At 40.2% G+C, this 24916-nt stretch carries 25 protein-coding genes; 6 read left to right on the top strand and 19 right to left on the bottom strand.

Annotated features, from left to right (window positions below; translation table 11 throughout):
- Nucleotides 1–7: 7 nt before the first annotated feature.
- Nucleotides 8–1039, top strand: a complete 1032-nt coding sequence (locus tag A5888_RS16370) for a hypothetical protein (RefSeq protein WP_086350579.1) — start codon at nucleotides 8–10, stop codon at nucleotides 1037–1039.
- 83 nt (nucleotides 1040–1122) lie between these two features.
- On the opposite strand, the gene A5888_RS16365 is transcribed toward A5888_RS16370, so the two are convergent.
- The 8 genes from A5888_RS16365 to A5888_RS16330 all read right to left on the bottom strand — a co-directional run bounded on the left by A5888_RS16365 (nucleotide 1123) and on the right by A5888_RS16330 (nucleotide 9767).
- Nucleotides 1123–1767 (bottom strand): YczE/YyaS/YitT family protein, encoded by a 645-nt coding sequence (locus A5888_RS16365; RefSeq protein ID WP_086350578.1) that lies wholly within the window; start codon nucleotides 1765–1767, stop codon nucleotides 1123–1125.
- Nucleotides 1760–3664 carry a BglG family transcription antiterminator gene (locus tag A5888_RS16360; protein ID WP_086350577.1) on the bottom strand — a complete coding sequence of 635 codons (1905 nt, stop codon included), beginning with the start codon at nucleotides 3662–3664 and terminating at the stop codon, nucleotides 1760–1762. The genes A5888_RS16365 and A5888_RS16360 overlap by 8 nt, the downstream gene beginning before the upstream one ends.
- A 343-nt stretch (nucleotides 3665–4007) precedes the next feature.
- Nucleotides 4008–5453: a glycoside hydrolase family 1 protein gene (locus tag A5888_RS16355; RefSeq protein WP_086350576.1), complete on the bottom strand. Its 1446-nt coding sequence runs from the start codon at nucleotides 5451–5453 to the stop codon at nucleotides 4008–4010.
- Between the two features lie 11 nt (nucleotides 5454–5464).
- On the bottom strand, nucleotides 5465–5806 hold the full coding sequence (locus A5888_RS16350; RefSeq protein WP_086350575.1) for a PTS lactose/cellobiose transporter subunit IIA: 342 nt from the start codon (nucleotides 5804–5806) through the stop codon (nucleotides 5465–5467).
- Between the two features lie 22 nt (nucleotides 5807–5828).
- Nucleotides 5829–7091, bottom strand: a complete 1263-nt coding sequence (locus A5888_RS16345; protein WP_086350574.1) for a PTS sugar transporter subunit IIC — start codon at nucleotides 7089–7091, stop codon at nucleotides 5829–5831.
- Between the two features lie 4 nt (nucleotides 7092–7095).
- Complete coding sequence (locus A5888_RS16340) at nucleotides 7096–7401, bottom strand: PTS sugar transporter subunit IIB (RefSeq protein WP_086350573.1); 306 nt, start codon at nucleotides 7399–7401, stop codon at nucleotides 7096–7098.
- 333 nt (nucleotides 7402–7734) lie between these two features.
- Entirely contained in the window at nucleotides 7735–8652 is a 918-nt protein-coding gene (locus tag A5888_RS16335) for a pseudouridine-5'-phosphate glycosidase (protein WP_086350572.1), read from the bottom strand.
- Nucleotides 8649–9767: a carbohydrate kinase gene (locus A5888_RS16330; protein WP_086350571.1), complete on the bottom strand. Its 1119-nt coding sequence runs from the start codon at nucleotides 9765–9767 to the stop codon at nucleotides 8649–8651. The genes A5888_RS16335 and A5888_RS16330 overlap by 4 nt, the downstream gene beginning before the upstream one ends.
- A gap of 300 nt (nucleotides 9768–10067) precedes the next feature.
- Here A5888_RS16330 and A5888_RS16325 point away from each other — a divergent pair, with 300 nt between their 5' ends.
- From A5888_RS16325 to phnX, 5 genes are read left to right on the top strand one after another with little or no spacing between them, the layout of a single operon-like run.
- The gene (locus A5888_RS16325; protein ID WP_086350570.1) at nucleotides 10068–10841 is read left to right on the top strand and encodes an ABC transporter ATP-binding protein; all 774 of its coding nucleotides are present in this window, start codon (nucleotides 10068–10070) and stop codon (nucleotides 10839–10841) included.
- Complete coding sequence (locus A5888_RS16320; protein WP_086350569.1) at nucleotides 10838–12532, top strand: ABC transporter permease subunit; 1695 nt, start codon at nucleotides 10838–10840, stop codon at nucleotides 12530–12532. Before A5888_RS16325 ends, A5888_RS16320 begins: the two co-directional genes overlap by 4 nt.
- Nucleotides 12453–13430, top strand: a complete 978-nt coding sequence (locus A5888_RS16315) for an extracellular solute-binding protein (protein ID WP_086350568.1) — start codon at nucleotides 12453–12455, stop codon at nucleotides 13428–13430. Before A5888_RS16320 ends, A5888_RS16315 begins: the two co-directional genes overlap by 80 nt.
- A 10-nt stretch (nucleotides 13431–13440) precedes the next feature.
- The gene (gene phnW / locus A5888_RS16310; RefSeq protein WP_086350567.1) at nucleotides 13441–14532 is read left to right on the top strand and encodes a 2-aminoethylphosphonate--pyruvate transaminase; all 1092 of its coding nucleotides are present in this window, start codon (nucleotides 13441–13443) and stop codon (nucleotides 14530–14532) included.
- Nucleotides 14529–15320, top strand: coding sequence for a phosphonoacetaldehyde hydrolase (gene phnX, locus A5888_RS16305; protein ID WP_086350566.1), 792 nt, complete (start codon nucleotides 14529–14531; stop codon nucleotides 15318–15320). The genes phnW and phnX overlap by 4 nt, the downstream gene beginning before the upstream one ends.
- A gap of 272 nt (nucleotides 15321–15592) precedes the next feature.
- Here the strand turns inward: phnX and A5888_RS16300 are convergent, their stop codons facing one another.
- The 11 genes from A5888_RS16300 to A5888_RS16250 form a co-directional block, all read right to left on the bottom strand.
- The gene (locus A5888_RS16300) at nucleotides 15593–16231 is read right to left on the bottom strand and encodes a sugar O-acetyltransferase (RefSeq protein WP_086350565.1); all 639 of its coding nucleotides are present in this window, start codon (nucleotides 16229–16231) and stop codon (nucleotides 15593–15595) included.
- Nucleotides 16232–16409: 178 nt separating this feature from the next.
- Nucleotides 16410–16667, bottom strand: coding sequence for a hypothetical protein (locus A5888_RS16295; RefSeq protein ID WP_086350564.1), 258 nt, complete (start codon nucleotides 16665–16667; stop codon nucleotides 16410–16412).
- A gap of 42 nt (nucleotides 16668–16709) precedes the next feature.
- Nucleotides 16710–16916, bottom strand: a complete 207-nt coding sequence (locus A5888_RS16290) for a hypothetical protein (RefSeq protein ID WP_086350563.1) — start codon at nucleotides 16914–16916, stop codon at nucleotides 16710–16712.
- Nucleotides 16917–16986: 70 nt separating this feature from the next.
- On the bottom strand, nucleotides 16987–17193 hold the full coding sequence (locus tag A5888_RS16285) for a hypothetical protein (protein ID WP_086350562.1): 207 nt from the start codon (nucleotides 17191–17193) through the stop codon (nucleotides 16987–16989).
- A gap of 66 nt (nucleotides 17194–17259) precedes the next feature.
- On the bottom strand, nucleotides 17260–17517 hold the full coding sequence (locus tag A5888_RS16280; RefSeq protein WP_086350561.1) for a hypothetical protein: 258 nt from the start codon (nucleotides 17515–17517) through the stop codon (nucleotides 17260–17262).
- Between the two features lie 72 nt (nucleotides 17518–17589).
- The gene (locus A5888_RS16275) at nucleotides 17590–18234 is read right to left on the bottom strand and encodes a TetR/AcrR family transcriptional regulator (RefSeq protein ID WP_086350560.1); all 645 of its coding nucleotides are present in this window, start codon (nucleotides 18232–18234) and stop codon (nucleotides 17590–17592) included.
- 163 nt (nucleotides 18235–18397) lie between these two features.
- On the bottom strand, nucleotides 18398–19180 hold the full coding sequence (locus tag A5888_RS16270; protein ID WP_086350559.1) for a MurR/RpiR family transcriptional regulator: 783 nt from the start codon (nucleotides 19178–19180) through the stop codon (nucleotides 18398–18400).
- Between the two features lie 143 nt (nucleotides 19181–19323).
- Entirely contained in the window at nucleotides 19324–20664 is a 1341-nt protein-coding gene (locus A5888_RS16265; RefSeq protein ID WP_086350558.1) for a 6-phospho-alpha-glucosidase, read from the bottom strand.
- A 16-nt stretch (nucleotides 20665–20680) separates the two neighbouring features.
- Entirely contained in the window at nucleotides 20681–22240 is a 1560-nt protein-coding gene (locus A5888_RS16260; protein ID WP_170924871.1) for a PTS transporter subunit EIIC, read from the bottom strand.
- A gap of 313 nt (nucleotides 22241–22553) precedes the next feature.
- On the bottom strand, nucleotides 22554–23393 hold the full coding sequence (licT, locus tag A5888_RS16255; RefSeq protein ID WP_086350557.1) for a BglG family transcription antiterminator LicT: 840 nt from the start codon (nucleotides 23391–23393) through the stop codon (nucleotides 22554–22556).
- Between the two features lie 21 nt (nucleotides 23394–23414).
- Complete coding sequence (locus tag A5888_RS16250) at nucleotides 23415–24878, bottom strand: glycoside hydrolase family 1 protein (protein ID WP_086350556.1); 1464 nt, start codon at nucleotides 24876–24878, stop codon at nucleotides 23415–23417.
- Between the last annotated feature and the right edge of the window lie 38 nt (nucleotides 24879–24916).

The raw sequence follows: 24916 nt of genomic DNA, 5'->3' as shown, positions 1-24916 counted from the left end.
TTGTATCATGGCAGAATGGCATGCAAAAATCAAGGTCACAAACAAGTTAACCCAGTCGCTCAAGGTCGAAGCACGTATTCCATACGGGGTAAAGAAAGCAAATTTCCCGGGACACATTGCCCCAAATGACTCTTTTCTCTTCGATGTCTACTCTCCTTCTGGAAAAGCTTGGGGTCCTGAGTACTATTTAACGTTAAAAGCTGTTGGCTCTCCATCCTTCGGTACAGTAGATTTAGGAATTGATATTCCTTATTGGAAGCATGAAAACAATTCGTTTTGTACTACCTCTGGAATTATCCATGTTGCAGGATACAAAGCAGTTACTGATGGTGTGCATAATTGGGAAAACAACTTGACCTTGACAGAAACACTTGACCCGATAACATTAGCAGAAGGCTTCAATCCCAGATTCCAATGGTCAAAAATCAGTCAGTTACCTTTGATAAAAGATGCCGATGACTATGATTCTCTGCTTCCAAACAAAGACCTCATGAATGGAACAATCTTACTTAGAAGAACAGAACCAAAACAACTCCCGAAAAACCAATGGCCGACATTGATCGATCCCAAAGTTAAGTCAGATAATAAGGAACCTTATATCAGTGATTACTTCATGATTTGCTGCTACACACTCCATCGCATCAAAAACATCAATTTACCGGAAGGAAAAAGCCTGAAGGAAAAAATAACAATTACGCACTCTTCGCAAACACGAAAAGAAACTAAAGAAGAAATGAGCTTGAAATCAACGGTTGGGGCAGAAGCTTCCGGAGTAAAAGCCGAAATCAGTGCTTCCTATGGTGTGACCAATATTGATGAATATATTGAAAAACACGAACAAACAACAGAGGTCGAGATGAATTACGAGGCTAGAAACTATGATCGTGACATCGTCATCTGGGATTTTACGAAAGATGTTCTGATTTATCGCGTAGATTTTCGCGGCAATGTGTCACTTGTAGCTGTCTCTGATTTCTACCAAACAACGAAACAAAAAACATATATGCTCAATTCTGCTGCACTTGCACCTAATTTTTAATAGATAAAATAAAAAAACAGCAGTGTCATTGCCAATATGAAAGCCATGACGCTGCTATTTTTTGCTAAATAATCCATATATTATCATTGCTCTTTATCTGTTACTTCCGATAAAATCTTTCCATCTGAATTCACTAATCGACGAAGCAACGATAAAAATGTTGCAATCATCGGGCCTAGTAAAAATACCGCGAGCAAGGTGCCGATCCCTACTGTGCTGCCTAATAAAACACCGATAACTACAATCAAAAAATCCAATACGATCCGACCATATTTCAAGGATAGATGGAGTAGCCCACAGAGGCTCAGCATCATTCCTTCTAAGGGACCCGAACCCAAATCAGCTGACAGATAAATAGCCGTTCCCAATGCCATAAACGTAAAACCGACGAATGCAAAGAATAGGCTGTTCTGGATAAATGGTTGTCGGGATAGAAATGGCTCACTGATACGAATCGCTTCACCGACAAATAGGGCATTAATCAGACTGCCGATCCCCAAGAGACTTTTTTTATAGACAAACGTAAGAATCAAAAAGAGCATACTAAGTAACTGACTCCAACGGCTGAAAGGAATCGAAGTATGTCTAATCAATCCCAAGATCAATGTACTAACAGAATCAAAACCTTGATTGGCAGAAACAATCAGCTGTATCCCAATCCCCATCAGAAGTGTCCCAAAAAAAACGACCAATACTCTATAAATAAGCTTCTTACGCTCCTTATTCATCAGTATCTACCAACATTTTTAACTTCAAAAGAAACGCATCATAATCCTCAGCTAAGCTCAGTTGCCTTGTATTGATTGGCTCAGAAACGATTTCGATAAACCGCTCAAAGAATTCATTGAATGCAGCTGCCTCTTCTTTGTTGATCGCAACCAATGCAATCAATTTGACGGGGTACGCCGACCAAATAACAGGCTCTTGCAAAGTCATGATCGCCACTCCGCTCTTCAATGCATCCACTTCTACCGAGTGAGGAACGGCAATCCCAGAAGGAAAGCTCGTTGGAGACATCGTCTCTCGCTTCTCTACATTTTGAGCAAAAGCTGTATCGACATACTCCAGCTCATACATTCGTTCATTGATTTGACTGCGGATTTCCTTCGGTGTCAAATCAGATGGGTCAATCTGATTAAAGTACAGTTCTGCTGAGACAAACTGATCGATATAGCGGTACATTCTTTTTTTCTCTTTTTGCGCTTTCAAAGCGGACAAACGTTTCTCTATCTTTCTACTGTCCTTTTCCGTTAAAAATGGATGGATAAACACTGCCCCGGAATAATGCGAGGCGAGTTGGCGATCCGTCGTCAGCAATAAATCATAGGGCTCCTCGCTGACCGTATCATGATTTCCTGTGAGCAAAGTGATTTCCCCACCAAAATCCTGTTCTAGCTTCTCCAGAAGATTTCGTTTAAGATCATGGTACTCATTCACAACCAGAAGAACCGTGATCCTATCTGGCTGCTTTTTCCTCGTTTCGAAAAACGAACCGATATGAAGGGCGATAAAAGAAATCTCATCATCATTGAACCAAATATCCAGCTCTTCTTGGATCAATGATGAAATATAGACGGATAGGTCGTAAATCAAGGGATAGCCCGTCTTCAAATCCAACAGACTGCTGTTCCGAGTAAAGGTTTCATAGTGGGATCGATAATACAGACTCTGGACGTGGATCGCCAATTTGGTAAAAAACTCCGGGTCATCTAGTTTAATCAGATAGGTTTTTTCCACTTGTGCCAAGACCCCATGCAACGTCTCAATGATTCGCTGATCGACAAACTCAGACAGCTTTTCATCCGCCCCATTTGCCAGCTTTTCATTTTGCAAACCAATAAATAACAAAGATAGCTGTTCCAGCTCCGCTTCTGAAAAATGGATTTCATATTCCACTGCCAGCATTTTCGCAATTTCCCCAGCTAGCTGATACTCCTTTTGGTTCACTAGACTCGAATACTCTTTGCTCTTTTTGATAACATGGCCCTGGCGAATACGTTCAATACTGATAGCATAATGAAGGACGATATTGTTCAAAGAGTATTGATTGATTCGAATCCCATGCTTCTGTAAAACGTCCCAGATGGTCTGTTGCAGCTGTTCCAACGAAATATAGCCAATCATCTCTTGAATCGTTAACTTTAGCTGCTCCTGCAGATCACTTTCATTATATAAAAGAGAAATCATGTACCGACGTTTCGAACGTTCCGGTCCCGTCAGCTTCACGTGATTTTGCTCCGTGACGATTTGAATCGCTGCATCTGTGATTTCTTGCTTTAATTGCTGGAGCTCGTTTTTGAGCGTAGATTCTGAAATAAACAACCGTTCTGATAAATCAAAAATATTAACGCCTTCAGAAGAATTTTTCAATAATTCTAAAAATATTCGTGCTTTTCGATCTTCCGTTTCACGATTAAGCATAGTCAACTCAACCTCTGAATTGAGCTGATATCCGTGATTGCTAGCAATGATCAGCTCCGAAATCTCCTGATTCATTTTCGCGATATGGTTGCGGATAGTACGTGTCGTACACCCGCAAAACTCAGCTAATTGTCCGGCAGTTACCCATTGCTCTTGGTTTTTCATTAAAAAGGCAAGTATTTCTTTTTGCTTTGCATGCCACATATCAACAGCTCCTACTATATGAGGTTATGACAAAGTCGCTCCATACGACGAGCTTTTCGTTGGAGCAGAAGTGTCAGGCTTGGAGAAACAGATAGGTTTTATCCAGCTTTAGTAAATTGGTGAAATAGAAATAGCGACGCGTTTTTTTATCAGAAACCAATGAAAACATCGTGCTGGGCTCCTGTGATGACTTGCCGCAGAATTAGAGCTTAACTGGCGGCACGCCATCTGTAGGAACAACAAAATAGTTACTTTCCTTAACTTCCTTTATTCGATTTCAAAGGATTATATGGTGTCTATACACCTGTCTTTTCCATGTTTCCATAACCAATTTCCAAAGTATTTATAAGCTCTCCCCATTTGATTCGATGACCTTTTTATACCAATGAAAACTATCCTTTTTGATCCGCTGACCAGACCCTTTTCCTTCATTATCTAAATCCACATAAATAAAGCCATAGCGTTTTTCCATCTGAGCCGAAGAACAACTGACAATATCGATTGGCCCCCACGCACAATAAGCAATCACGTCCACCCCATCGTACATCGCATGCTTCATTTCGGCAATGTGGGCAGAAAGATACGCAATTCGGTAGTCATCATGTACCGTACCATCTTCCAATTTATCATACATCCCAAACCCATTTTCAGCGATAATGATTGATTTGTGGTATCTATCCCAATATTGAGACAAGGAATTATATAGTCCTTTAGGATCGACCGCCCAGCCCCATGGGTTTGCTTTTAAATTTGGATTTGGTGTGACAGACGACGGATCCATCGTGTTTTTTGTCGCATCTACCATCTGAGAATAGTAATAAGAAATCGCCAGATAATCCATTGTATGCTCTTTTAGCAATACCTTATCCTCTGGTGTTATTTCAAGGTGGATATCATTTTCTGCAAAGTAGTTCAGGGCATACTGCGGATACTCTCCGTTAAATTGAACATCTGTATAAAAGTACTCCATCCGATTACGTTTCATCGCCAGCATGACGTCTTCCGGATCACAGGAGAATGGATAGGCTGTGCAATCTGCCACCATCGTCCCTATCTGCATCTCCGGATTGATTTGGTGCCCATATTCAGCTAATTTGGCACTTGCCACGAATTGGTTGTGTACTGCTTGATAGCTGGCTTCTTCATAGTTGTCTACTGTATCGTAAGGAACCGCTGTCGAGTTGAATGGCTCAAATTGAATCAAGTTGATCTGATTGATCACGATCCAGTACTTCACTTTATCCTTATAACGATCCAGTACAACCTGCCCATATTTCACAAACAGATCGATCACCTTTCGATTGTTCCAACCGCCATAGTTTAAGGTGATTTCTACAGGTGTTTCATAATGTAAAATCGTGATGATCGGTTCCATGCCAAGAGCGATGATTTTATCGATCAATCGATCATAGTAAGCCAGTCCTGCTTCATTCGGCTCTGTTTCTTCTCCTGTAGGAAAAATCCGTGTCCAGTCGATCGACGTTCGAAAATTTTTAAAACCCATTTCGCTGAGCAGCTCAAGATCCTGTTCATACGTATGATAGAAATCAATCCCGTGACGCTTCGGATAATAGCCCTCTTGGTCGTTCAAGTTTTCTCTAATCTCAGCCAGACTCATTCCTTTGTGCTGTGCCGCACTGATTTCCTCATTCGATTTCTCCGGGTAATACCTGTGAAGATCAGCTAAACTGATTCCCTTTCCATCTACCCCAAAGGCTCCTTCTGCTTGATTTGCCGCAATCGCTCCACCCCATAAAAAATTCTCCGGCATCTTATAGTCTTTTAACATCGAAACGCCTCCTAGTTTTCTTTATTGAATTTCTCAAACAATTTGATCAAATGCTCGCCGATCAATATCTCACTTTGCGCTGTCATTAATGTGTCTTGGGCATGACAGAACAGCGTTGAATAGCGTATTTGCTCACCCGAAGCTTCCAGCTGCAGCGTATCCGTCTGCAAGCCATGGGCAACTACTACTTCTCTTCGTGCTTCATGGATCTCTATCTTTGCCAGCTCAAAATCAGCTGCTTCCAGCTTTTCCAAAGCCTGAACCAAGTGATCTCTCGCGTTGCCGGCGTGTACCAGAATATTCATCGATAACTGGTTCAGCTGGTCATTCTCTTCAATGTAGTCTTTTTCCATCGTGTCGTCCTCCAATGATTGATTATGCGATTTCTGCTTGTCCTTCTTCCAGTGCTTCTAGCTCTTCTTGCTTGATCAACGAATTGTCATACGCCTTGAAGAATGGTAGGAATACCAGCCAAGTAACAATGAAAATCACGATACAAACAATGATTGCCCGCCAATCCTGTGTTGCTAAATAAGAAGTGATCGGATAAGGCATATACCATAACAAGAAGGTTTGCGAAGGAATATTCACAAAGCCAAAGTACATGGCTGCATAGGAAATCGTCGGTACCAACAGACCATTGATCCACATAGGTACCATCAAATACGGGTTAAAAGCAATCGGTGCTCCGAATACCAACGGTTCATTGATATTAAAAATCGATGGTACGATGACCGCCCGACCAATAGCTTTCAGCTGTGCAGATTTACTCAGTAAGAACATCATCACAGATAATGCCAATGTCGTACCTACACCTCCCATAGAAGAAAAAGCATAACAGGTTTCCTGTGTGGCAATATTGACCGCTTGACCACCTGCCGCTACAGCTTCTGCATTTGCTGCAAGTCCAGCCATATAGACAGGGTAAATCGCAGGCATCATGACCCAACCGGAAATCCCAAAGGTGTATAAGAAAATCGGAATAAATACTGAAAGAACAAACCCTGGATAAGACTGAACGATTTTTGCCAACGGACTGAACAAAAGAACAACAACATCGAAGAAATCGATATTGAACTGAACCGTGATCAACCAGCCGATCAGTAAAACAATCGTAATCGGCAGTAAACTATTGAACCAGCCAACAACGAAATCCGGAATCGGTGTATCTTCATCGAAAAATGATTTTTGCGCAGCAAGATTCATAACAAAAGCGACAAATAAACCGGTAATAATCGATAGAAACATCCCTGTCGCACCAAATCTTGATAAAATGAAGGTAATATCCCCTTCAGCAGTAATTGTTGGAAACATCAACATCATGAACAATACCATAGACGTTGCTCCTGAAATCAGTTTTTGTCCACTGTGTCCTTTTTTCTCCATCAAATAGTATGGAATCAAAAATGCAACAACTAGCGCAAACATCCCAAATGAAAAGGTGCTGATCAATGAAAAGTCCGGCATCCCTTTGAAAATATTTTGCAGTAGTGAAACAACCGTTACCAACGAACCCACAAATACTAATGGTAGTGCAGCCATGATCGAGTCCTGAATCGCAGATACCCACGGATTTTTCACTACCTTATTGACCTTTGGAGCAAATGTATTCGTCATAAAATCCATAATTTTATTCATTTTTTTACTCCTCCAAGCTTACTATCAGATCCAATGCTTTCTCTCCATTTAACGTCCCATACGTACTTTGGGGAATGACTGCTGCCTTCACTTTCTTGTCCTTCGTCTGCTCTTGAATATCCGTCAGCATATAGGACAAGTGAGGACCGATCAGTAAGTAATCGATTTCATTTATTCGTTCATCTAGCTGAGATTCACTGGCCGCTTTGACCGACATCTCCACGCCTCTTTTCTTTGCTGCTTTACGAATAGCAGCAGCCATAAATCCACTTGATGCACCTGAACCACAAATCAACAACACGTGTTTCATTTCCTTCACCACTTTCTGCGTTCTGCTATAAATTCTGCTAAATCAACAGGCTATCCCATTCAATGGCTTACTTATCCCAGGGTCAAAACGTTTTCGTAAGCGAAAAAATTTAACAGGTTTTATATACTTTTATTATAGGGAGCTTCCTTACGACAAACAAACCGACTTTTTTCCTAGTGGTAGGAAAGGTGCTGCTTCTAAAAAAATGAATCATTCAAAAAGAAACCACACAAAAACAACCGGATCACCCCCATGATCCGGTTGTTCATTATAAAAACACTTTTTCATTCCCTTTTTTTGTTCCTTTTTTAAGAAAGCAACTAAAAGCAGTGCTTACTTACTCAAATTATTAAAATCTACTGCTAATTTTGATCCGATCACTGCATTGTTTTTCACTAAGGCAATATTGGATTCCAAACTCTTTCCGTCAGTTACATCCTTGATCTTGCCAAGCAAAAACGGTGTGATATCTTTTCCGGAAACACCTTGTTCATCGGCTTCTTTTAGTGCTGTTTCGATGGCATCATTGATGAATGCTTCATCCATCGAATATTCTTCCGGAATCGGGTTCGCAATGATTGCCCCCCCGTCAATAGCCAAGTCCCATTTTGCTTTCAGAGATTGCGCTAGAAGAGCTGTATCATCTATGTTGTTTTCCAGTTGGATACTGCTGGTTCTTGAAAAGAAAGAAGGCAATACATCTGTTTTGTACCCAAAGACAGGCACACCCTTTGTTTCCAAATATTCCATTGTCAGATTCAGATCAAGAATAGATTTTGCGCCAGCACAGATGACTGCAACATTGGTTTTAGCCAATTCTTCCAAGTCAGCTGAAATATCCATTGTCGTTTCTGCGCCACGATGGACACCACCAATACCGCCAGTAACAAAGATATGGATATCCGCTAAAGCTGCACAGATCATTGTTGCTGCTACAGTTGTGGCACCCAACTTTTTAGAAGCCAATAAGAAACCGATGTCACGACGAGAAACCTTCGCTACTCCTGTGCTGCTGCCAAACATTTCCAATTCATCATCAGAAAGGCCAATTTTGATTTTCCCATCAATCAAGGCAATAGTTGCTGGTACTGCCCCATTTTCACGAACGATCGCTTCTACTTCTCTGGCTGTCTGAACATTTTGCGGATAAGGCATACCATGTGAGATGATTGTTGATTCCAACGCAACGATAGGTAGCCCTTGTTCTTTTGCTTTCTTCACTTCTTCTGATAAAACAACATATTCTTTCATAGGTGTAATTCCTCCATGTCTTTGATTAATTGATTTTTAGTCAGCTCAGGTCTGACTGTATACTTTGATTCAATGGTTTTAACAGCATTAACAGTTGCTTGTTTTAAAGAGTCCGCCAAAGAGCGCTCTTCCAACCAAGCATCAATAACAGCGGCACAGAAAGCATCACCCGCACCGGTAACATCCACTACCTTAGAAGCTGCGAGCGTCGGCTGATAAATCAGCTCGCCTTCCTTGTTTCCGGCTAAAACGCCATCTGTTCCTTTTGTAACGATCACATTTTCAATGCCTAGATCCAACCATGATTGTACGACCTGTTCCCACTCTTCATTCGATGTTATCGTGCAATTGAAATACGTTTCTGATTCATCACAATTCGTGATCAGCCAGGTCAAGCCTTGCAGTTTCTCAGGTAAATGCTTGATTTTCGGCGAAGACACCGGGATCAGAACCATCGGCTTTTTATGCTTGTTGGCAAAGTGTAATAGATAATCCAAGCTCTCTTGCGGACAATTCAAATCAGCAATAATACATTTGGCATTTTGCAACAGCTTTTCCTTTTGAACCAGCAAATCCGGACGTAGGTGCTGATAAGCATCCATATCGGCTAGCGCCACCAGTAAATTTCCTGTCTCATCAAGCACTGCGGTATACGAACCGGTCGTGACCTGATCCGATTGTTCCACTTGTGAAAAATCCATAAAACCAGCAGATTGACGTTTGATCAAATCAAAGTCAGAGTCTCTGCCAGCCACGGTGACCATTGACACATCCCAGCCCAAGCGCCCCATATTCTCACCAATATTTCTGGCAACACCGCCGACACTTTGGCTGGAATTGGCAGGATTCGAGGTATGTAGCTGGATTGCTTCTTTGCTGTAAATTTTCCGATCGACATTGGCGCCACCAATACAAACGATCTGTTCACATTCATTCACTACATAGGCTTTGCCAAGCAAAAATCCCTTGTCGATTAAGCCTGATGTGATGTTGGCTACCGCAGAGCGAGACAGCTTTACTACATCAGCCAACTCTTGTTGAGAAATATACGGGTCACGCTTGATCTGGTCCAGTACTTTCTTTTCATTCTCATTCAATGTTTCAGCATTCAGCATTGGTTTCTCCTTTCCGGACTTTTGTCCTAAAAGAAAACTTTTGTCCCTGTAATTGTAATCGCTTTTTCTGTATTCGTCAAGACTAGAATTAACAAAAAAAGAGCTGATCCCCTATTACCTTCTATATGAAAAGTTGTCTGTTCTATCAAAGCAATAGAGAATCTCCTCTGAACGCTACAGTAAAACAGCGTTTTGCGCCTACTTTACCAAATCTGGATATAATTTTTACAGAAATATACATGGAATTTACGGGAAATTTACATAGAGTCTCTATACTAGCAAATGAAAGGAGTGAACAAGATGTTGCAACTAAAAAATATTAGTAAAAGTTTTCAAAAATCTGAAGTACTGAAAAATATTGATCTTGAGATTGAAAAAGGGGAAATCGTTTCAATTTTAGGACAGTCTGGCTCGGGTAAAACCACATTATTGAATATCATTTTAGGCTTAGAGGAAATCAGCGGGGGACAGCTCCTATATCAAGGATCAGATATCACAAAGAAGCCCATGGAAAAACGTCCATTTAACGTTGTTTTTCAAGATTATGCCCTCTTTCCTAACCTAACGGCCTATGAGAATTTGACATACGGCTTAAGAAATAAAAAGCAAGTTTCTTCCAAAGAAGAAGTAGATGAACTGATTCAATTATTGGGATTGGAAAAACACTTGGACAAATCGATCAGTCAGTTATCTGGAGGACAAAAACAACGTGTTGCACTAGGAAGGACATTGGTGATGAAGCCAGAAATTCTATTACTTGATGAACCTTTAAGCGCTCTAGATGGGGTAATTAAGGAATCGATCAAAACAAAAATCAAGGAAATTTCGAAAAAGCTGGCCTTAACGATTATCATCGTTACTCATGATCCTGAAGAAGCCTTGACCATGTCTGATAAAATCGTCGTTCTCGATAATGGTCAAATCGCTCAATGCAGTACGCCTTGTGACATTATTAACCAGAAATCCTCCCATTTTGTCCAAGAATTTATCGTCAATCAATTGATAATCAAACAACATAATATTCAACAGATTTTACAAAATTCGCACGCTCAAATGATCGGAATAAAAGCATGAATGAACGGATTTCGGCAAAAGGAACAGTTAAACTTGGCGTGATCCTATTTTTTCTCAGTTTCCTGTTTATTCCTTTACTTGTAGTCGTTTGGACGGCTTGGCCTCACCAGTCGGCAACGCCTCTTTCAACCATTAAACATGCTTTTACACCCAAATGGCTGGACGCTTTTGGAAATAGCGTAAAGTATGCCCTTGTTGCCAGTGGAATAAGTACGGTTCTTGGATTTTTGCTCGCCTATGGAAATAGTTTTACAAAAATAGGAAAAAACAGATTGAAACTTGGTACCAACATCATTCAGTTTCCCATGTTGCTTCCAACAATTACTTATGGCTATGTACTGATTTATGCTTTTGGTAAACAAGGTATCTGGAGTCAACTGCTGCATAAGGAATTATTTTCAATTTACGGACAAACAGGTATCTTAATTGGTTTCGTCCTCTACACATTGCCGCCGATATTTTTATTGATCAACAACGGCATGCATTTTCTTGATTCTCGCTTATTTACAGTTTCACGTTTACTAGGCGACCCTTGGTACAAATCGCTCTATCAAACGATTCTGATTCCATTAAAAAGAATCCTGGTCGTTGCCATGTTACAAGGGTTCTTTATGTGCTTCACGGATTTTGGGATTCCCAGTGCGTTGGGTGGTCAAACACCATTCATCACAACCTTGTTATATGAAGGATTCATGGGGACTATCCCCGATTTTCAATATGGGGCAGTTATCGCCTTGACGATGTTGTTGCCTTCTGTTTTTAGTATTGTCCTTTTGAATCGATTGCAAAAGAAAGTAACGAAATACGATAAGCCTAAGCAAGTAAATGTGAAGCAAAATTTCTATCGAGATAGTTTTTATCGCCTATTGTATTTGGGTGTAACAACTGCTATTATCAGTATTTTTCTTCCATTATTTATTATCCCTTTTGTAAAAAATTGGCCCTTTGAGTTCCATTTTACATGGTCCAATTTCGAGCAGTTCCTACAAAATAGAGATTTACTCAGTACTCTGCAAAATTCGATTCTGGCAGGTCTGCTCGTCGCACTATTAGGAACGATTTGTGCCTATTTTGCAGCCGTCAGCTCGTCTAGAGAAACGACTGGCTCTGTAAGCGAACGCCTCATTGATGGCATTGCAACGATTACTAATTCTATCCCCGGCATGGTTTTAGGAATCTCCTATCTGTTAATTTTTACAAGAACGCCGCTCCACAATAGCTTGGCAATTTTAGTGATTGTAACAATTGTGCATTATTTTGCCACGCCTTATCAAATGGGAAAAGAGGCGATGCAAAAAATGAACGGACATTGGGAAAATACGGCAAGGCTTATGGGAGATAGCTGGCTTAAAACAATCTGGCGGGTATTGCTGCCAAACTCATTAAATACCATTATTGACATGTTCAGCTATTACTTTTTTAATGCGATGGTTACCATTAGTGCCGTCGTTTTCTTGACCAGTGCAAATACGATGCTTATCACCACGAAACTTAAAGAGTTGCAATATTTTGGTAAATTTAATGATATTTTTATTCTTTCACTGTTTTTATTGTTAATCAATTCAACAATGCAACTACTCATATATTTAATTAAAAGGAGAATAACAACTAATGAAAATCAAAAAAGTCCTTCTATTCGTTTTATTTCTAGGTTCTTTAGGAATAATGACCGCATGCGGCAGCAAAGCTGATGGCGCCAGCGAAAAAGTCATCATTTACACCAATGCTGACGATGAACCGATTCAGGTGATAAAAAAAGTTCTGGATGAAAACGGCTATAAGGATAAATATAAGCTGCAATCCTTTGGTACCTCTGAATTAGGCGGGAAATTATTAGCAGAAGGAACCTCTATCGAGGCAGATTTAGTGACGATGAGTACCTTCTATTTGAACAGTGCCCAAATGAAGGACAAGATGTTTGAGTCGTTAACATTGCCGCTTCAACCTTTGGCAAAAACAGCTGAGTTTACCGCACCATTTACTATGCAGGAAGGCGCTATTTTTTATAATACGGACGTCGTCAAGGAAGAAAACATTTCCGTTCCGAAAAGCTTAAAAGATTTGGCAAAACCGGAATATAAAGGACACATCTCGATCTCAGATATCAAACAGTCGTCCACTGCCTGGTTATTATTTCAAGCACTGATCGATCAATACGGTGAAGCAGAAGCCCAAACAATACTCAAAGATATTTATGCAAATGCCGGGAATCATTTAGAAAGCTCAGGTTCAGGTCCTATCAAAAAGGTTCGTCTTGGAGAAGTAGCCATCGGTTTTGGTTTACGTCATCAAGCAGTCAAAGACAAAGAAGAAGGATTGCCCATTGACTATATAGAGCCTAGCGAAGGAACCTATACACTGACTGAGTCTTTGGCAATCATTGACAAAGGAGATAACACAAATCCGGAAGCTGCCAAGATGCTGGATTTGATTTTAACCAAAGGTCGTGAGGACCTACTGGAAATCTATCCTAGCCCAATTTACCAAGATGAAGTAGCAGATGAAGCAAAAATGGCAAAGCATCTTCGCGTGTTTCCGCAAGATTTGACCGCAGAATTACTAAAAAAACACCAAGATTTGGTTGAATAAGGAGAAGAAAATGGCATACAAATTATTAACTCCGGGTCCATTGACGACCAGCGATACAGTGAAACAAGCAATGATGATCGATCATTGCACATGGGACAATGACTATAAGACCATCACATTAGATATCCGAAAACGTTTGTTAGCATTAGCCGGCGTTGATGGCACAGACTATACCGTGGTTTTAATGCAAGGCAGTGGTTCCTTTGGCGTGGAAGCTGTATTAAGCTCTGAGATTGGTCCGGAAGATCATTTACTGATTTGCTCTAATGGCGCCTATGGGAAAAGAATGGTGCAAATGAGTGAACGCCTTGGACTAAAGTATACTGTTTATGAAGTAGGCGATTGCGAGATTCCAAAGGCAAGTGCTATAAAAAAATATCTTGAGCATCAGGAAGATATCACTGCAATCGCCATGGTTCATAGTGAAACAACCTCTGGGATTTTAAATGAGCTTGAAGAGATTGCTGCTTTAGCAAAAGAAAACAATCAATTATTTATCGTGGATGCCATGTCCAGCTTCGGTGGGATAACCATTGATGTCAAAGCGCTTGATATCGACTTCTTGATTTCCAGCTCTAACAAATGCATTCAAGGGGTGCCAGGCTTTTCTTTCATTATTGGGAAAAAAGCGGAAATCGAACAACGGAAAGATTATGCCAGAAGCTTATCTTTAGACATCTATGGCCAGTTCAAAGAAATGGATAAAGACGGTAAGTGGCGGTTTACCTCACCTACTCATACTGTTCTAGCCTTCCACCAAGCGCTAATCGAATTAGAAGAAGAAGGCGGCATCAAAAATAGAAACTTACGTTATTTGGCAAATAATCAGTTGTTGCGCACTAAAATGTCTGATTTAGGCTTTGAAATGGTTGTTAAGGAGCATCAAGGTCCCTTTATTACCTCCTTCTATTATCCGAAGTCATTTCCTTTTGAGTTTGACAGCTTTTATTATTATTTAAAAGAGCGCGGGTTTGTTATTTACCCTGGAAAAATCAGTGAACTAGAGTGTTTTAGAATTGGTAATATCGGTGAAATATACCCTGAGGATATTGAAGAATTGATACGCATAATCGCAGAATATAAGGAGATGTTAGCTGCATGAAAATTAATACTATTATTTTTGATTGGGCGGGAACCACTGTGGATTACGGTTGTATGGCACCTGTCAAAGCCTTTGAAAAAGCCTTTGCTGATGTTGGAATTGATCTTAGCCCTGATCAAATCAGAGAACCTATGGGCATGCTTAAAATCGATCATATCAAAGCATTACTTGAGATGTCGAATGTAAAAAAAGCCTGGCATGAACATTATGGTCGAGCATCTGAAGATAGCGATATCCAAAAAATTTATGCAGCATTCGAAAACTATCTTTTTGAAGATTTAGCTGAAAACTCAACGCTAAAACCAGATACACTCGAAGTATTTAACACACTGAAAGAAAAAGGCTTCAACATTGGATCAACAACTGGTTACACCAAAGAAATGATGACTGTCGTCGCAAAGGAAGCTGAAAAATTTGGTTACAAGCCGGATTTCGTTGCAACACCTGATGATGTACAATCGATAGGGAGACCTTACCCCTATATGATTTTTGAAAATATGAAGTACTTTGGTACTTTGAGCGTGAACGAGGTCGTCAAGGTAGGAGATACTGTCTCTGATATTAAAGAAGGAAAAAATGCCGGTGTCTATACTATTGCCGTTATCGAAGGGAGTTCCGAACTAGGTCTTTCATTTGAAGAATATCAACGCTTATCTGTACAGGAAAGGGAAAATCTTGTTGAGAAAGCAGCGACTACTTTTTATTCAGCCGGAGCTGACAACTGTATTCTGACTCTGAGTGAACTGATACCTCTTGTTTTAGAGCCTATCACACAAGCCGTTCACTGAAATAATTCTTAACTACCTAAAAAAAATTTCTCACTGGATCGGTCAAGTAACTGATTCTCCCAAGTAGAAAAGAATAGATAATAAAAATTTCTCTGCTATGGATTGTACAATGATCTAAAAACATTCTAGAACACTTCAACTCTAGCGATTGAAGTGTTCTTTTTATTGGACAAACAGCTGCTCCAAGTCCTTCCTAGTCGTCGCCTCTTGAAGCACTTGAAAATTGCTTTCTCATATTAAATGTTTCATCGCACGAACGAAGTCAAGATGATTCACTGATCGACCGAACCACCATTTAATCGATAAACTTCTGCAATATCCTCTTCAGTGAGCATACGATCCTTGTAATAAAACTGTCTGTCCTTTTCATTGATTTCACGTAAGACTTTACATGGGTTCCCCACAGCAACTGAGTTTTCCGGAATATCTTTTGTCACGATACTGCCAGCGCCGATAACACTGTTCTTTCCAATCGTCACTCCTGGACAAATCGTTGTATTCGCACCGATCCAACAATTTTCTTCGATAACGACCGGATCACTATACATCACTCTTCGATACTCCGGATGAATCGGATGCCCCACTGTCGCAATCGTGACCCCCGGACCGAAGGCAACTTTATTGCCAATTATGATTTTCCCATCATCGATAAAGGTACACCCCATGTTCAAATAGCATTCTTCCCCAAGCTCGATATTGCTCCCATAACAAAAATAGAAAGGAGGCTCGATCCATGCATTTACGTGAGCACCAAAAATTTCATCTAAAAGCTGAAACCTCTTTTCCAGTTCATCAGGCATAGTTTGATTAAATCGCATCATTCTCTTTTTTGCTTGCAGCCGCTCCTCAGGCAAGCCTTCACAATCATCTAAAAATAGTTCTCCATTAAGAATTCTTTCTCTCATGGTCATACCATCCACTCCTATCAAACGCTTTCAATATTGTGTTCATAACGAAACTACGAGTTTTTCTATTACTTAAATTCTACGTTAGAAGAGACGCTAAATCAATGACTCAAAAAAAGACAGGCCTCCACTCATTGAAAGTGTAGATAAACCTGCCATTGTCTCTATTTATAGTTGCTACTTCTTATCTTACAAATGGAATCTTTCCTTTCATTTGTTCACCCACTAAATCAAAATAGTTTTCCATCACACGTTGACAGATCGAAGGTTCCACAGCGGTTTCTCTTGAGATATAATCGATGATCGCTTTCAAATATTTTCTTGAAAAGCGAGTAATATTCTTTTCACAGTATTCCTCATAGCTTTTTACAATTGTTTGACAAGCGGATTGATTGACGTGACTTCTTTCTGCAAGTGATTGCATTACTTCTGTATTATTCATAATAGTTTCGCTCCTTAGTAAGTCTATTTTTTGTTTTTTTACTTAAAAACCAATTCTTTCTATAAAGCCGGCTTCGTCCTTATCGCCAATTTCAAAATTGATGGGACTTTCTTCTTCGTCATGTTCCTTCACATTTTCTGTTAGATAATTTTTGATTGCTTCTTTATCCAAACTGCTTTCTACTACCTGTGATGCCATTCCTAAACAGATTACTGCTCCTACGATTGCTGCGATTGTTTTTGTTTTCATGTTGATTTCCTCTTTTCATAGTTTTTTTGGTTTATCTATTGATCCTAGTTACTTCATTTTTTCAATACACTTAAAATCCGATCCATTCCAATAAGCTGCGTTCTTCCTTATCGCCAATTTCAAAATTGATGGGACTTTCTTCTTCGTCATGCTCCTTCACATTTTCTGTTAAATAATCCTTGATTGCTTCTTTATCCAAACTGTTTTCCACTACCTGTGATGCCATTCCTAAACAGATTACTGTTCCTACGATTACTGCGATTGTTTTTGTTTTCATGATGATTTCCTCTTTTCATTTAGTTTGATTGTTTTCTTCTTTGTGTTTATTTTTAGTGCAACTGATTTATTTCATAAATGGAATCTTAGATTTGATTTGGGCCTTCATTAGATCGAAAAAGTTCTCCATAACTGTTTGACAAGTCAGACTGTCGATCAGTGTTTCGTTAGAAATATGACCGATGATGGCTTTTAGATGCTTTCTTGAGGTACGAGTAACGTTGTTCTCACAATATTTTTCGTAGCCTTTCATAATTGTTTGACATGTTAGAAAATCTGTATTGCTTCTTTCTGCTATTGTTTGGATTACTTCTGTATGATTCATAATTCGTTCCTTCTTCCTTGACCGACCGTCGGTCATTTTTAGTTTATTTTTTAAACCCAACTACTGTTGAGTTTAATTAGCAAATATTGACATGATTCTGTTTGTAACTTCTTCTTTATCAATTGCTTCACTGAGTCCAATCACTCTAAAGATGATATCGATAAAAGACATTATCCTGCGTTTCATCGCTTCTTCATCGGGTGTGATCATTCGCTCATCCATCAATGTCTGAATGCCGGCGATCAAAAATTGGATAGCTTCTAAAGGATAGGGTGTCTGGAATTCTCCATTTTGATTTCCTTCCTCTATCACTTCTGCCAGTATCGGACAGATATATTGTAGTGTCCCTTCCATCGCGCGTTGTTTCATCAACGCATTTTCCACTCTTGGAAATTGTTCAATCAACTCATTTTTCTCTTCATTTTCAGTCGGCTGTTGTGCTAATAGAAATTGAATAATTTTATCCAGTGCAGTCAATTCGCTATTTCCTGCAATTTCTTTAGCAGTGAGCATATCTTGTTCGATGACTCTCATTACTACTGCTTCCATCACTTCTTCTTTTGACTTGAAATAATGATATAAGGTTCCTTTGGCAATGCCGATCGTTTTGAGAATATCATTGATTGTTGTTTTATCATAGCCCTTTGAAAGAAACAATGTTTTTGCGGTATCTAATATTTCTGTTTTTCTTTCGTCATGTTCCTTTACTGTTCTCATGGTTGACCTCCTTCCTACTCTCTTGACCGACCGTCGGTCTTGCTATGTCTTTATAATATACCCATGCTCTATTTTTGTCAACACTTTTTCTAACAAATTTTTTAATAAGAAAAGAAAGCCCCTTATATCAACTGTTTAGGCTTCCTTTAAATAGTTTTTTTAATTATTGTTCTGTTTCTTTCAACTGCTTCCTTTGAAAATCAACATAACCAAAAACAAAGGCTTCTATCAAAATGAAGAAGGTCGAAGCAGTTTGTAGCCACCAATGTTGAGGAAGCGGACTCCGACTACTCGCCGCATATAAATTAAAATTCGAACGTCCAGATAATGAGTTATCTTTATGGTCAGTTATAGAAATGATTTTAGCTTTTTTGATTGATAAGATATTTAAAATTTCGATCAGTCCGGTATTTTCCCCCGATAAGGATAGTAGGAATAAAACATCTTTTTCTGTAACCCGCTCCAATATCCGCTTGATTTCATTGCTTGATCCAGTCCCTGGAATCACTTGAGCCGGCTTGCCAATTAGCAAAAACAGTCGTTGCAGTTCAGAAGCCTGGCTTTTCTGGGTCACACCTGTAGACACCAAATAAATATGTTCTGCCTGATCAATTGCTTGATAAATCGCTGTCCAATCCGCTTCTTGAATATAGCGGATCGTTTTTTCGGTATCACGAAGAACCTGTTTTCGGAATGAGAGCTGTCCTTGCTCCTCTGGACTGGCTTCCTCCCATTTCAAAAAGTTACGCATTTCACTGAAGCCGGTAAAGCCAAGTTTCTGAGCAAAACGGATCACTGAGGATTTAGAAGAAAGACTTTTGTGAGCAAATTCTTTGATGCTCAGTTGCCGCACCTCTTCTTTATGCTCTGAAATAAAACGACTGATCTCCAAATCCGTTTCACTTAACAATTCATAGTGCTGATTAACTAAGTCGTGGAATCTCATGTTTGTCACTCCTTAAAGAAATAAAAAAGCTGTGACAGGAAATATCCCTTAACTCTCAAAAAAACAGATAATCAGTTCTTTAGAGGGACGAAAAATCTTTGTCACAACTTCTTTATAACATGAAATTCTTTCGGAAACAAAGCTTAGTTTAGCTCAGGCCAGTATTCCTTATTCACTTCTATCAAATCGTCTAAGATTTCTTTCGCAATCTTCGCACTTGGTACTGTCTTAGACAAAGTTAAGGCTTGCCACAGCTTTTGATATGATTTCTCGATATAGGCTTCAACAACCAATTTCTCAGCTGCAACCTGCTGCTCGATCATTCCTTTCTGGAAATTCGGAATCTCACCCATACACAATGGCTCGTACCCTCGTTTGCTGACAATACATGGCACCTCGACCATTGCGTCTTTATCAATATTGACGATTGCTCCATTATTTCGTACAATCAACAGCATTCTTTCATGCGTGTTATAGGCCAACGCCCCTGCGAGTTGAACAACGAATTCCGCATGTTCACCTGCTTCAATTGTCGTTCCTTCCGCTGTTCCAGCGGAGGCAATACGTTTACATTCTGCAAAGACATTTTTTTCTCGATGATCCATTACTTCATTTGCTCGTGTGTAATCGGGATTAGAATGAGCAACGACATAATCCGGGTAAAGATAATATTTCAAATACGTATTCGGGATAGTTTCCGGATCGACTGCATAGACATCTTTGGCCATTTGGAAGGTATCCATCCAGCTGGCTTCTGCCAATAACGGATTATTCAAGTCATCATTCGCAGCAGCATAGCCCCACTTTTTAACATGCTCTTTCAATCGCGGCAACAGGTCATTTCCTTCCTTATCACGCATTTCTGTCCACCAGCCAAAATGATTCAACCCATAGTAACGTTCAACGATTTCATTTTCGTTTTTCAACCCGAGAATATCTGCAATTGATTTTTTGATCGCTACTGGCATATCACAAATGTTGATGATTTTTGCTTTAGGGCGAAGAACGCGAGTTGCTTCGGCAACGATCGCCGCTGGATTTGAATAGTTCAACATCCAAGCATCCGGAGAATACCTTTCCATATAATCGATCAATTCGATGACTCCTGGAATCGAACGCATCGCATACGCCATGCCTCCCGGTCCACAAGTTTCCTGTCCTACTACGCCATATTTCAATGGAATCTTTTCATCCTTTTCACGCATTGGCAGCCCCCCAACACGAATATGCGCCATTACGAAATCAATATCAGTAAATGCTTCTGCAGGATCACTGGTTGCTGAAAATTCGATTTCCGGTGCTCGTTCTTTCACAATGACCGCACAAGCATCTGCTACGATTTTCTGACGCTCCGGATCATTATCATAAAATTTCAGCTTCCGCAAAGGAAACTTCTCTTGATTTTCGATCAGCATCATAACGATTCCTGCTGTATAAGTACTTCCTCCACCTGCAATGACGACTGATTGTTTTTTTAAACTCATATTTTTGACTTCCCTTCTATTCTTCTATTCCTAATGTGTCACAAACTTCTTCTTTAAATTGTTGAACGCCCATTCCAATAATCACCTGAACATTGTTGCCATTCAGGATGACCCCTTTTTGAGCAGAGATTTTTTCTAGTGTGGGAGCATCGACCTGATCAACGGCAACCACAGTGACTCTCAAACGTGTGAAACAGTTGGTAATTGTTTGGATATTGTCTTTTCCACCTAGACCTTGAATAACTAATGAAATGTCGTCTGGAGCTGTTTCTTCTACTATATGTTCATCTTCGGGTATCTCTGACAATTGAACGACGCCTGTCTCAAGTACCACTTCACGTCCCGGTGTTTTTAGATCAAACTTTTTAATTAGGAACATAAAAGTAAAGTACCAAATGACACCCATGATCAGTCCAACAATAATCACCAAATAAAACTTCGTGAGTCCTGGTGGCAATACCGCATTGGAAATGACTGTATCAATCAGTCCATACAGCATATAGGTTCTAGCACCAATCGCCCACAGAATCACTTCTGAAGTTGCCGTTAACAAGCTATGGACCAACCATAGCAATGGCGACGCAAATAGAAATGAGAAATCCAGCGGTTCAGTGATGCCTGCGACAGAACCAACAAACATCGACGGCAAAATCATTCCTTTGACCTCTTCCCGATTTTCCTTTCTAGCTGAATGAATCAACGCCAACCCTACTGCAATCGATCCAAATATTTTTACAAAGCCAAAGGTCGCAAAGCGTAGAGAAGAGTCTAATGAAGTAATTGTTCCAACATTCGCCATTTCCGCATAAAAGATATTCGCAGCTCCGTTATACACCTGTCCATTGATTTCTGCTGTTCCCCCTAATGCAGTAAAGCAAAACGGCATCCACAACAAATGATGCAGCCCTGTAGGAATCAAGAAGCGATTCCCGAACGCATAAAGGAAAACACCGAACAACCCAGCTGTCAAAATAACATTGGAAAGAGAACCGATCCACCCATTTACGACTGGCCAGATATAACACATGGCAATCGCCAAAATCAAAATGACTGGAATCAAAATAATGAAGGTAAAGCGTGAACCGCCATAGATACTCAAAAAGTCAACAAACTCTTTATCTGAATACTTGTTATGTACATAGGCGACTACACAACCAATCAACATCCCCAAAAAGACGTTCATATCTACAACCTGAAAGCCAAGAACCATTCCTTGCCCTGTCCCAAATAGCCCCATCTCGCCGGTTTCCGCCAACATATTATTCAAATCCAGCCATGCGTTGTTTGCGGCTAAGAAAAAGAGAAAAGCAATCAGCGAAATCAATCCCGCCTCTACTTTCTTTTTATCCGCCATTGATGAAGCAATCCCCACACAGAAAATAATTGCAAGATTATTCAGCATGGCATCCATCATCGTTTTAATCAATGTTCCAAAAGTTTGAATAATTTCCGGCATAAATTCTAATTGTAAAATAACTGAAAAAGCTAAAAACAACCCCATAACAGCCATAAATTTAATTGGCAGGATTGCCGATCTTGAAAATTTTTGCATACTGTTTTTCATTGTTTCTCCCATTGATTTACCTCCTGATTCATTTTGCAGTCATAAGAATACGGTTAACCCATTTATTCGATGGGTGTTCCTGATCTCACGATATTAGCGGAACACATGCAGCTAGCTGTCTAAAGAATAAATCTCCTATCTCCTACACCCTTAATCTACCATCAGCGAAAACCGCTTACAATGGCTTCACGCACTATTGGACCTAAGTCCATACGTTGAAACCACCCGAACAAAAAGTAAGTCATGCAAAAAAAGAGCGGACGATAATCAGAAAAATTCTCTGATCATCGTCCTGCTCTATTTTTAGAAGCTGTATTCCTTTTTCTTAAGTTGAATGCTTCATCAATCGATTGATATGCACTCCAAGATACACGATTTCTTCATCAGGAATCGTCGCTTGATAGACCTTTTCCAAGTACTCCTTGACCTTCGTTGCGGTCTCCATCGCCGAAGGGTACAAGGTCCACATTTGCTTATACAACTGATCCTCAGTATCTTCCAATAGTCCGTCTGAGTAATATCTTTCGACAAAAAAGCGAACATGCGTGATGAATCGTGTGTAGTGAATCGAATTTGTGTCAATTTCTTTTTGAATCGAATAGCGCACCATATTAACGATACCGCCAATCATTTTTGCATATTTGAAGCCATCCGCGTTCTCTGTATCTTCTGATTGAGCGTTGATTAGATGAAACGCGATGTTGCTCGCTTCTTCCTGCGGCAGCTCGATTGCATACTTTTCATTGAGTAGCTCCAACGCATGTTTACCCACTTGAAATTCTTGAGGATAATAGCTTTTGATCTCCCAGTATAATCGATTGGCTACCGTCAGACCTTCCTGTGCCCGTTCTACAGCAAAATGCAGGTGATCTGTCAAAGTAAGATAGAGGTTGCTGTTCAGCTTCTTACCCAGCTGTTTTTCTGCTTCGGCAATAATATCTCTGGTCACTTCAAAAAATTCAAAGGGAATCTCACCAACCAGCTCAACAATCTGAACCGATTTTTGTTCCTCTACCTCAAGAAAGATTTTATCTACCTGTTCATCGGGAATCTGATCGCCGATTTTTTTTCCAAAACCGATTCCTTTCCCCAAAGCAATCATTTCTTTGCCATTATTTTCAACAAGAACAACACTGGAATTCAAAACCTTTTTAATTGAAATCACCTGTCATCCTCCTTTTATTTTCTATTCATAGAGTGACGCACCATTTGTCTCAATGACTTTCTGATACCAATAGAAGGAATCTTTTCTCATCCGATCGTAGGTCCCATTTCCTTCATCATCTGCATCAACATAGATAAAACCGTAACGTTTGGACATCTGAGAAGTGCCTGCGCTGACCAAATCAATAGGCCCCCAGCTGGTATAGCCAATCAAATCAACGCCTTCATCAATGGCTTCCTTCATTTGTTTGAAATGTTCGGCGAAATAAGCCATGCGGTACGTATCATGAATCGTCCCATCTTCCAGCTTGTCGACTGCGCCCATACCATTTTCAACAATCATCAAGGGGACATTATACCGATCATACAATTCGATCAGTGAGATTTTCAAGCCCTTCGGATCGATTTGCCAGCCCCATTCTGTTGATGGCAAGTAAGGATTTTTAACTCCTAATACCGTATTTCCCGGTGTTCTTTCCGCATCTGGATCACCGGATTCTGCCATAGACATGTAGTAACTGAAGGAAACGAAATCCACTGTGTGTGCTTGAAGTATTGTCAAGTCTTCCTCAGTCATATTCAGATGTATCCCACGATTTTCTAAATCTTTCAAGATCATTTTTGGATAGACCCCTTTGACCTGCACATCGGCGTAAAAATTGTTCTCTAAATTTTTCTTCTGGGTCAATTCTACATCAAGTGGCGCACACGTCAATGGATAGGTCATCAGCTTTGTCAACATACAACCAACTTGACTGCCTTGAATTTTTTCATGGGCGGATTTTGTGACTAAGGCACTCGCGACAAATTGATGATGCAGTGCTTGATAGATATCTCTTTCCACCTGTCCCTCTTCACATTTGTCAGGGATGACACCGGCAGTTGTGAACGGGTGCCGATGAATACTGTCGATTTCATTGAAGGTCAACCAATAGTTTACGTACTTCCCAAAACGATCATAGCAAACATCTGCAAAACGGACAAAGTCATCGATTACTTTTCGATCGACCCAGCCATTATATTTCAAGCTTAGGAATACCGGCATTTCATAGTGGGACAGTGTCACGATCGGTTCGATGTTCAAGCGTTTCATTTCCTTGAATACCGCTTCGTAAAAGGCAATACCTTTTTCATTCGGCTCTGCTTCTTCTCCTGTCGGGAAAATCCGTGTCCATGCGATCGATAGGCGCAATGTCTTGAAGCCCATTTCGGCAAACAACGCCAGATCTTCTTTGTATCGATGGTAAAAATCGATGCCACGACGTTTTGGGTACCAAGTATCGGTCAAATCTGCTGCCGCCTTTTCTACAGCCTCTGTTGTTACTTCCATATGCGCGGCGTAATCTTTCACATCGACAGCAGGCTTATAGGTAGCCATATCTGCTACAGAAAGCCCTTTACCGTCAATGTTCCAACCTCCCTCTACCTGATTGGCAGCAATTGCGCCACCCCATAAAAAGTTCTCTGGAAATGTCTGTTTATTCATAATAAGCCCCTTCTCTATTTGAAAGAAACTACCCAAGT

The organism is Enterococcus sp. 9E7_DIV0242, assembly GCF_002140975.2.
GTDB classification, from domain to species: domain Bacteria; phylum Bacillota; class Bacilli; order Lactobacillales; family Enterococcaceae; genus Enterococcus_L; species Enterococcus_L clewellii.
This window is presented reverse-complemented; position numbering and strand designations above follow the sequence as displayed.